Origin of the sequence: Pseudomonas sp. FP2294 (genome assembly GCF_030687625.1) — a bacterium.
GTDB lineage: Bacteria > Pseudomonadota > Gammaproteobacteria > Pseudomonadales > Pseudomonadaceae > Aquipseudomonas > Aquipseudomonas shahriarae.
In genome coordinates this window covers 2,098,879-2,109,572 of sequence record NZ_CP117441.1, presented here as the reverse complement: position 1 = coordinate 2,109,572, position 10,694 = coordinate 2,098,879, and the positions used below count along the sequence as shown (strand labels likewise).

Here is a 10,694-nt window from a genome sequence, read left to right as displayed (position 1 = left end):
CCTGCCATCACCCCAGGCCTGTGGCCTGGGGCATTTTTGTTGGGCAACCACCTGATAAGGAACACGCAATGCCTCTGGACCCTGACCTCGAAGGTTTTCTGGAACTGGCCGAGATGGGCCGCCTAAGCGGCAAAAGCCAGCCGATGCACCAACTCACACCACAAGCCGCACGAGCCGAGTTCGACCTGACGTCGCAGATTCTCGACCCGAGCCCACCCGGCGCGATCAATGTCAGCGCATTACAGGTCCCCACTCGCGACGGTCAGCTACTGGCTGCCCGTCTCTACCGCAAGATCGGTACAGAGCAAAGCGTGCTGCCGGTGATCCTGTATTTCCATGGCGGCGGTTATGTCCTCGGCAGTCTCGACTCCCACGACTCGATCTGCCGGCGCCTGGCCGCCAGCGGGCGCCATGCGGTGCTGGCACCGGCGTATCGCCTGGCGCCCGAGCATCCATTTCCCGCGGCTGTGAATGATGCCGTGGACAGTGCGAATTGGCTCGCCCGTGAGGGTGCCGTGCTTCAACTGGACCCGCTCAAAGTGACGCTCGCCGGTGACAGCGCAGGCGCAACCCTGGCGACTGTTCTGGCTATCAGTGCCGTGCAACACCCTGAGGAGATGGTGCTTAAACCTCAGGCTCAGTTGCTGTTCTACCCGGTCGCTGATACCCAGCGTACTCGCCCTTCCCACCAGCGGTATGCCGAAGGTTTCCTACTGGAGAGCAAGACACTGCAATGGTTTTATCGACACTACACGCCTGACGCTGAGCAACGTGGCGACTGGCGTACCTCGCCATTGCTGACCCAGGGACTGACCGCCTTGGCACCGGCCTATATAAGCCTGGCCGAATATGACCCGCTTTATGACGAGGGCCTGGAATACGCCGATCTGCTAAAGAACACCGGAACCAGCGTGACCTTGCTCACCCAGAACGGCCTGACCCATGATTTCCTGCGCATGTCAGGAATTACTGGGGATATCGTAAATATTTACAGCGCCGTGGACAGTTGGTTAGCCCTGCATTGATCCAGATATAAGCGGTGCAAAAAAAAACCACCTCATATCGAGGTGGTTTTTTGTGCATCACGAAGCTCTAGAACGTGCCACGCACCGTCAGCATGTAGTTACGCGGTTCACCGTAGTAGTTGCCGTACTCAGAAGTTCTCAGCGTTTCGAAGTACTTGCGATCAAACAAGTTTTTGCCGCTAAGGGCAACAGTCCAGTTTTCATCGACCTTGTATTCAACCATGGCATCCCATACGGCGTAGCCGCCCTGAACCATATCAAAAGGCCGTTCATCGTAGACATCGTAGTAATTTTCCGTCGGGTTCTTTCTAACCCGATAGGCCGTCCCACTGGCATAGCTGGCACTCTGCACATTGACACCCCCGCCAATTTTCCAGTCAGATAGTCGATCTGGCAGCGTGTAGACAGTCCATAGCTTTGCCAGGTGCTTGGGCGTAACCGTGGTGAGGAAAGTGTCTTTAGTGCCATTGTCTATGATGTTTAGGGTGTACCCCCCCATCACCATCCATCCTGGCGTAATCTCACCACTGGCTTCAAGTTCGATACCTTTGCTGATGATCTCGCCTTGGGCAAGGAAGCAGCAACTGCCGCCATACAGGACTGACTCACGTGTATATCGGGGATCTTGGATCGCCTCTTTCTCCCGCTTGGTGTAGAACACTGCGGCCGACACATTCAGCGTCCCGTCATACAGTTCCCCTTTGATACCGGTCTCATAAGTCTTGCCAACCATGGGTTCCAGCCCCTTGCCGGAACTGCTTGGACCTTCCAGTTGCTGCGCCTGGGGCTTGAAGATTTCCGAATAACTGGCGTATACAGACCATTCGTCATCAAGGGCGTACACTAGGCCACCAAAGGGCACCACCTTGGTCGGCTCACGACGATCAGTGTCGGATTCAACTTTCCACACACCCTTCGCGTCATCATCAGTTGTGTAGACCTGTTCAAACTTATAACGCTGGGCCCTGGCACCAATGATCAGCTTGAGCGGATCAGTCAGTTGTAAACGCAAGGTGGAGTACAAACCATACTGCTTGCGGGTATTGGGGCTGTAATCACGTACAAGCCTATTGCCAATACTGTCAGCAGGCAGAGGCGTTGCGTCCGGGTTGTAGATATCAATGGGGTAGAACGCGGTCATGCCCTTCGTCGAGCGCCAACGGCTGGTCACTTTTTGGGCGTCGGCACCAATCAGTAGTTCATGCTCGCGATCAAATGCGGTGAATTTTCCAGACACGTTGGCATCGAACAGTGTCTGCTCACTGCGACTTTTAATGTAGCTGCCGCCCCAGGTAGCGCCCTCAAGGGTTACCGGGTCAGGAGAGCCATAAAGAAACGCACCCTTCGTTTCGGATTTATCGAAGGTGCTGGTCAAGGAGACGTTGAGCTTCCAGTCGTCAGCTAACTCCTGATCGTACTTGGCGAAGACTTCCTGGGAGCTGTTATCGCTGTAGGCCCAGTTCGGCGAGTACCAAGTGCTGCGCTTGAGCTTCAAGTCCTGCCCCGTGCTATAACGCGGCAAACCGTCGCCAGTCCCATTTTCATGAATTTTTTCGTAGCGCCCCCCGACGGTAATCCGGGCCGTGTCACTCACGTCGGCCTCCAGCACGCCATAGATAAAGGGCGTCTGGGTGCTGCGGTTATCCATGAAGTACTGACGGTCGGTATTGGCTACTACTACGCGCCCGCGCAGCTTGCCGTCAAAGGCCATCGGCCCCGTCACGTCGACTTCAGTACGGTAGTTATCCCAGGACCCTGCCGAAGTGTTGAACTTGAGTTGGAAGTAATCCAGCGGACGTTTACGCACGGCGTTGATGATACCGCCCGGGTCACCGGTGCCTCCGAACAAGCCGGACGCCCCTTTCAACACTTCGATATGGTCGAACTCGGCCAAGTCATAAGTTTTGTTGGCATAGAAGGTACCGATACCAGAACCGATGTCCATCGGCGAGGCGCCATCAATCTGGATGTTGTCGATACGAAAACCACGAGAGATGAACTGTGGCAGACGGTAGTTGGCGCTTTTAACGGTAATGCCCGGCGTGCGTCTCATCGCATCGGACAAGTCAACCATGCGCTGATCTTCAATAAGCTGTTGGGTGATAACAGAAACGGACTGTGGCGTGTCCTTCAGGCTGGTAGGGGTTTTTGAACCCGCACTGACCAGGCCGGTGGTATAGGAGCCGGAGTTTTCCGTCATCTGTCCCATACCCTGGCCCTGGATGGTGGTGGCGCCCAACTCCAGGGCTGAACTCGCGCCACTTTCAGGGCTGAGGATAACCGTATTGTTTTCAATCCGAAAACTCAGGCCTGCACCTTTGAGCAGCGCCTCAAGCGCAACTGCAGGTTCGAGGCTGCCATTGACGGCGGTGGACTTCTTGCCCGCGACCATATCCGGCCCGAAAAGCACTTGCAGGCCGGTCTGCTTGCCCAGTTCGGTCAGCGCCTTGTCCAGCGACTGGGCTGGTACATTCACCTGTATGGGTTGGGCAAACGCCCCGCCGCAGACACTGAGAGTCAACCCCAGGACCGCCATCGACACGCAACTGCGGCAGGAAGAGAGGGGAGCATTGAAGAGTTTTTGCCTGAACCTTTTACTCTCGCGTTTCATTGTTTGGTTTAGCCCCAGATATGTCATTAATGTCGAAGGCCTTCCACTCTTGGGGCGGAATGGCCTGAATATAGTTAAACCGTCCGGACTCCACTCCCTGTTGCAGAGGGAAGGTTTTGACTTGAATCGGTATCGAGCCATTAATGAACGTTCGGGATAAAAATAATTTAGACGGATTCTCAATCACTTTGTAACAGAAACAAAAAAGGACATCTCACGATGTCCCTTTTCATTTAAAGCCGTGCTTACCAGAAGGTACCGCGCAGGGTCAGCATGTGGTTGCGAGGGTCGCCGTACCAGTTACCGGAGTAGGAAGACCCCACAGCCGTGTAATAGGTTTTGTCGAATACGTTATTGAGGTTGTAGGCCAGCGTCCAGTTCTCGTCCAGGCGATACTCGGCCATCGCGTTCCAGACTGCATAGCCTGACTGCTTGTAATCAAAGGGAATGGATAGGTCTTTATCATCGGCATCCTTGACCGGATTCCCCATTTTATCCAGGACACCAGCAGATCCGCTGACGTAAGTGGCGCTTTGCAGATTGACCCCGCCTCCCAGCTTCACATCATTGAAAGCACCTGGCAGGCGGTAAGTGGACCAAAACTTGACCATATGCTTGGGGGTGATAGCGCTGAATGCAGCATTTTTCGTTCGGTCTTGATTGTTGTTATAGGTATAGCCGGCAATCAGCATCCAGTCAGGCATCACTTCACCCGACACCTCAATGTCGAGGCCTTTACTGACTACTTTGCCTTCTGCTAGATAACAGCAGTTGCCGCCGAACTGGACATCGGTCGATGGGTAACGGGAGTCACGTACCGCTTCGTTTTCCCGCTCGGTGTAGTAAATGGAGAAATTGGTGTTCACCGCCCCGCCAAGCAGTTCGCTCTTCAACCCAGCTTCATAGGCGCGGCCTTTCATTGCCTCAAGTGGCGAACCTGGTGCGGGGCCCTGTAATTTCAACTGCTGAGGCCTGTACTGCTCGGAATAGCTTGCGTAAGTCGACCACTCATCATTCAGGTCGTAGACCAGACCGCCATAGGGTGTGAGCTTGGTAGGCTCACGGGACGACACGTCGGATTCCGGCTTAAACCCGCTCCCATCCCAATCAGCCATATAGGTCTGGTTGTACTTAACACGTTGGACACGGGCACCAACAATCAGATGCAGAGGTTCGGCGAGTTGCAAACGCAAGGTTGAATACAACCCGTACTGAACTTGGTCATTGGGGTTGTAATCACGGAAAAAGTCCTTACGGGTTGCCGGCTGAGGCCAAGGTGTGGAGTCTGGATCAAACACATTCAGGTCACCACCTGCCCCTTCGCTTTGTCCCGTTCCGCGCCACCGACTGGTGATTCTCTGATGATCCATACCGAGCAAAAATTCATGCCGTAAACCGAACGCATCAAACTTCCCGGCAAGGTTGATATCTGCCGATCCCTGTTCGCTGCGATACGCAGTGGTATTACCGCCCCAATGAGTACCTTTGAACGTGATCGGATTGAGTCCATTGCTGGCAAAAGCGCTTTTCGAAAGCCCGGACTCCAGAGTCCTGGTGTAGGTCGCGTTTACTTTCCAATCGTTGTTGAACTCATGGTCGATCTTGGCAAACAGCTCTTGTGACCGGCCGTCCTGATAGGCCCAACCCTGTGTAAGACTCGTACGCCTGGATAAACCCAGGTCATCGCCGGTGATGTACCGCGGTAAACCAATGCCGGAGCCATTCACATGGATTCGCTCGGAGCGGCCGCCAAAAGTCACCCGGGTATCTGGCTGAATGTCAGCTTCCAGCACCCCATACACCGTTGGTTTCTCGTCGCTTATATGATCCTGGAAAGATCCATTGTTGCTGTAGGCCGCCACCAACCTGCCACGCAACTTACCGTCAAAGCCCATAGGCCCGGTTACGTCGAACTGGGTACGATAGTTGTCCCAGGAGCCTGCCGAAGTGTCGATCTTCAACTGGTAGGCATCCAATGGACGCTTGCGCACCAGGTTGATCATACCCCCCGGATCCCCCGTGCCGCCGAACAACCCTGACGCTCCGCGCAGCACCTCTACGTGGTCGAACTCCACCAGGTCGTAATTTTTGTTGGAGTAAAAACTTCCCGCCGAATTACCCAAGGCCATGGGCGCGGCGCCGTCAATCTGGATGTTCTGGATCATGAAGCCGCGAGAGTAAAAATCAGTGGTGCGAACACTGGTTTTTTTCAAGGTAATCCCAGGCGTCAGCTTCAACGCGTCGGTCAGGTCCACCCCCCTGCTATCCTGAATCGCCTGCGCTGTCACCACCGACACCGACTGCGGCGTCTGCCGTAACCGGGTCGGAGTCTTCGAACCGATACTGGTCAACCCCGTGGTATAGGACCCCGAATTCTCCGTCATCTCCCCCATCCCCTGCCCCTGAATGGTGGTAGCCCCCAACTCCAACGCCCCACCCTGTACCGGTGCCTTCTCAATCAAAATCACATCATCACTCAATCGGGCGACCAAGCCGCTGTTCAGCAACAACCGATCAAGCCCCTGCTGCACCGGGTAGTTCCCCCTCAACCCGTCCGACTGCTGACCGGCCACCAATTCGCTGACAACCATCAACCGCAACCCGGACTGCTCGGCAAAGCGCGTCAATACCTGGTCAAGTTGACCGGCCTCGATAGCGTAGGTCCGGCTGTCGCTCTTCTGCTGCTGCGCCGCCTGTGCCGGCAGGCTCATACCCACGGCACTGGCCGTGGCAAGTGCCAGGCTCAAGGCAGTGTGCCTGATCAGATGCTGCATAACGCTCCCCTTGCTGAAATCAGCCAAATAAAAATCAATCTCAACAAGAAAGACGCCAGCCCTCTGAACACCGACAGTGGCTATATGCATTTATTTTTGCCATAAATCGCTTTCACGGCGAATCGTCACATTCAGCCAAGACAACATCCGCACATATAAAAAGCCCGCAATCACGCGGGCTTATTTTTTATCTGCGACTTACCAGAAAGTACCGCGCAGGGTCAGCATGTGGTTGCGCTCATCGCCGTACCAGTTGCCCGAGGAAGGCGTCCCAAGTTTACTGTAGTAGTGCTTGTCGAACAGGTTATTGACGTTGTAGAGCACACTCCAGTTCTCATCCAATTGATACTCGGCCATGGCGTCCCAAACCGCGTATCCGGACTGGCTGTATTTAAAATCGTAATACCGCTGATGAGGGTCAAACCAGGTCGTCCCACTGACATCAGTAGCACTTTGTAGATTCACGCCGCCGCCCACGTTCAGGTCACTGAACAGACCTGGCAGACGGTAGGTAGACCAGAGTTTGACCTGATGCTTGGGTGTCACACTGCTGAACACTTTGGCTTGAGTGCGATTGCGGTTGTGGTTATAGGTGTAACCGGCCAGTACGTTCCAGTCCGGCAATACTTCGCCGGTGAACTCCATATCAACACCTTTGCTGGTCACTTCCCCTTGAGGCAGATAGCAGCAACTGCCACCGTGCAACACACTCATCTGTTCATAGCGTGGATCCAGGACCGCCTCGTTTTTGCGGGCGGTGTAGTAAAGCGCAAGCGATGTATTGACGGCCCCTCCCCACAACTCGCCCTTGAGCCCGGTCTCGTAGGTCTTGCCGGTCATGGGTTCGATTGAGCTGCCGGGATACGGACCCTGCAGTTTGGTTTGCTGCGGTTTGAAAATCTCGGAGTAACTGACGTAGCTCGACCATTCATCCGTGAGGTCATAGACGATACCGCCGTAAGGAACAACCTTGGTGGCTTCACGAACCGATATATCCGAGTCGGTTCCCCAGACGCCCTGCTTATCGCGGGACCGATAGAGCTGATCAAATTTATAACGTTGTGCCCGAGCGCCAACGATCAAGTGCAGCGGCTCGGCCAGTTGCAGACGCAGCGTCGAATACAGGCCGTACTGCACCTGGGTATTGGGACTGAATCGGTGGAAAAAATCTTTGTTGGTGTCGGGCTGTAGCCAGGGCGCAGGGTTAAATACATCGATTGGTACACCCGATCCAGTGGCCTGGGCAGTCCCCGCCCATGAACTGGTGATTTTCTGGTGATCCATCCCCATAAGGAGCTCATGCTGCAACCCGATTGCCTCGAATTTACCCGCAAGATTCACATCAAACAGCTTTTGATCGCTGCGGTATTTGTTGTTGGAGCCCCCGGTATTGGGCCCTGTCCTGGACTCAGGATCGACTGCACCAAAGGAAAAGGCGCTTTTCGAGAAGCCAGAATCCAGGGTCTGGGTGTAAGAAACGTTACCCTTCCAGTTATCGTTGAACTCATGGTCGATCTTGCCAAAGATTTCCTGGGATCGACCATCCAGGTAGGCCCAATTCTGCGTCAGGCTGGCGCTTCGCGAGAGCCCCAAGTCCCGGCCATCGAGGTAACGCGGCAAGCCCGTGCCTGAACCCGTCTCGTGGATACGCTCAGAGCGCCCGCCCAGGGTCAGGCGCGTGTCATCCGTGATATCCGCTTCCAACACCCCGTAGAAAATCGGCTTTTCCAGGCCTCGGTCATCCGCCATGTATTGACGATCCGTGTAGGCCGCCACCATTCGCCCACGCAACTTGCCGTCGAACCCCAAAGGCCCCGTGACATCCATCTGGGTACGGTAGTTGTCCCAGCTCCCCGCCGAGACATCGACCTTTAACTGGTAAACGTCCAACGGGCGCTTGCGCACCAGGTTGATCATGCCGCCAGGGTCACCTGTGCCGCCAAATAACCCGGACGCACCCCGCAAGACTTCGACGTGGTCGTACTCCACCAGGTCGTAGCTCTTGTTGGAATAGAAACTGCCCGACGTGGTGCCCAGGGCCATAGGAGCGGCACCGTCGATTTGAATGTTCTCGATGTTAAAGCCGCGAGAGGAGAAGTCTGACAACCGGAAGTTGTTGTTCGTAACCGTAATGCCTGGCGTCATTTTCATGGCTTCGGCCAGGTCGGTCATGCGCTTTTCTTCAATAACCTGCGCTGTCACCACCGACACCGACTGCGGCGTCTGCCGTAACCGGGTCGGAGTCTTCGAGCCGATACTGGTCAACCCCGTGGTATAGGACCCCGAATTCTCCGTCATCTCCCCCATCCCCTGCCCCTGAATGGTGGTAGCCCCCAACTCCAACGCACCACCCTGTACCGGTGCCTTCTCAATCAAAATCACATCATCACTCAATCGGGCGACCAAGCCGCTGTTCAGCAACAACCGATCAAGCCCCTGCTGCAGCGGGTAGTTCCCCCTCAACCCGTCCGACTGCTGACCAGCCACCAATTCGCTGACAACCATCAACCGCAACCCGGACTGCTCGGCAAAGCGCGTCAATACCTGGTCAAGTTGACCGGCCTCGATAGCGTAGGTCCGGCTGTCGCTCTTCTGCTGCTGCGCCGCCTGTGCCGGCAGGCTCATACCCACGGCACTGGCCGTGGCAAGTGCCAGGCTCAAGGCGGTGTGCCTGATCAGATGCTGCATAACGCTCCCCTTGCTGAAATCAGCCAAATAAAAATCAATCTCAACAGGAAAGACGTCAGTCCTCTGAAACCCGACAGCGGCGGCAAGTGTATTTTTTGCAAGCTGAGTTACTGTCGCGGCGAGTCGTCGCGCTCGATCACGGTCAGCCACGGCAGCAAGCGCACTCGCAGCGGCAAGGTGCGTTGCAGCAGTTTCAATTGGGCGTCGGTGTCGTCGGTGGCGATGATGCCGGTCACGGGCAGGTCGCGCAGGCCGCTGTCACGGACCCAGATTACGCCGCGATGGTAGCGGCCAAGTTGCTCCAGCACATCACCCAGGGGCTGGCGGTTGAACACCAGTTTGTCGCGGCGCCAGGCCGTGGCGGTGCCGACGTCGACTGGCTGGGTGCGCGAGAGACCTTCCGGGCCGTATTGCACGGCCTGACCGGCCTCGACATCGGTGGTCTGTGGATCGTCGTCCAATGTCACGCGCACCGTGTGTTCGGTGACGACCATCCGCACCTGCTCGCCTTCGCGCCGCACGTCGAAGCCGGTGCCCAGCGCACGCAGGCTGCCACGGCCGGCGCGTACTTCGAATGGGCGCTGGGCATCGGGGGCGACCTGGACAAAGAGCTCCCCGGTATAGAGATGCAGCACACGACGATTACCGTGCATTGCGATATCCACACGCGTGCGTGGCGCCAGTTCCAGGTGTGAGCCGTCGGCCAGTGTCACACGGCGGTGCTCACCCAGGCCGGTCACCTGGTCCGCCATCCAGCCTTGTTGCTCCGCCTGCCAGGACAAACCGCCTGCCAGGCTCAACGCCACGACAAGTCCCAGTTGCAGCAAGCGGCGTGACGACGCGGGCGGACGCTCCAGTGCGCTGCCCAGGCTCTCCCACAACCGCTCCGCCGCCTGGGCGGCGCGTTGGTGCTCCGCGGAGGTTTCGCACCACTGCAGGTAGGCGTCCCAAGACGGTGCCTCGGCACCGCCCGAATGCAGGTCGACCAGCCACTGCAACGCTTGCTCGGTCAGCAGCGGCGAAGGTTTACTCGGGGCAGGGTCGCGTGTCACTCGGTCATCCCGAGGCGACGGGCACAGTGCAGCACGGCACTCATGATGTATTTGCTGACCATGCTGGGGGAAACCCCAAGCTGCTGGGCGATGGCGGCATGGCCCAATCCATCGAGGCGATTGAGTAACAAGGCCTGGCGGCTGTTCTCGGACAATTCACTCAACGCCTGATGCAACAGTTGCAACTGCTGGCGCATTTCCACCAGTGCCGCAGGCCCCGGGCACGGATCCAGCAGTTCGTGCTGCACATCCTCCAGCGAGTCCATCGGCCCGCGCCGCGTACGGCTGCGCCCAAGGTCAATGATCAGGTTGCGCAACACGCGAATCAGGAAAAACCGTGGGTTGATGATCGTATGGGTGCGCTGCTGTCGATCCAGGCCAACGTAACGCACGAATGCGTCCTGAGCGAGATCGGCAGCCATCTCCCTGTCGCCCAGGCGACGGTAGGCAATCTGCTGCAGTTCGCGATGATAGAGGCGAAACAACCGGTCCAGATTATCCAACGCACACTCCATGAGCATCCGTGTGCAGGGCACACATAGGG

At 56.6% G+C, this 10,694-nt stretch carries 6 protein-coding genes; 1 reads left to right on the top strand and 5 read right to left on the bottom strand.

Features of this window, described 5'->3' with window-relative positions; genetic code table 11:
- The first annotated feature begins 68 nt into the window (after window positions 1-68).
- Window positions 69-1,025 carry an alpha/beta hydrolase gene (locus tag PSH73_RS09410; protein ID WP_169990631.1) on the top strand — a complete coding sequence of 319 codons (957 nt, stop codon included), beginning with the start codon at window positions 69-71 and terminating at the stop codon, window positions 1,023-1,025.
- A gap of 67 nt (window positions 1,026-1,092) precedes the next feature.
- Here PSH73_RS09410 and PSH73_RS09405 read toward each other — a convergent pair whose 3' ends face one another.
- From PSH73_RS09405 to PSH73_RS09385, 5 genes are all read right to left on the bottom strand, one after another.
- Entirely contained in the window at window positions 1,093-3,636 is a 2,544-nt protein-coding gene (locus PSH73_RS09405) for a TonB-dependent siderophore receptor (RefSeq protein ID WP_169990632.1), read from the bottom strand.
- Between the two features lie 245 nt (window positions 3,637-3,881).
- Window positions 3,882-6,410 (bottom strand): TonB-dependent siderophore receptor, encoded by a 2,529-nt coding sequence (locus tag PSH73_RS09400; protein WP_170045246.1) that lies wholly within the window; start codon window positions 6,408-6,410, stop codon window positions 3,882-3,884.
- Between the two features lie 198 nt (window positions 6,411-6,608).
- On the bottom strand, window positions 6,609-9,098 hold the full coding sequence (locus tag PSH73_RS09395; protein WP_305462320.1) for a TonB-dependent siderophore receptor: 2,490 nt from the start codon (window positions 9,096-9,098) through the stop codon (window positions 6,609-6,611).
- Between the two features lie 107 nt (window positions 9,099-9,205).
- Complete coding sequence (locus PSH73_RS09390; protein ID WP_305462318.1) at window positions 9,206-10,150, bottom strand: FecR family protein; 945 nt, start codon at window positions 10,148-10,150, stop codon at window positions 9,206-9,208.
- A complete protein-coding gene (locus tag PSH73_RS09385; protein ID WP_225923851.1) occupies window positions 10,147-10,653 on the bottom strand; it encodes an RNA polymerase sigma factor in 507 nt (168 codons plus the stop codon). Before PSH73_RS09385 ends, PSH73_RS09390 begins: the two co-directional genes overlap by 4 nt.
- Window positions 10,654-10,694 lie beyond the last annotated feature (41 nt).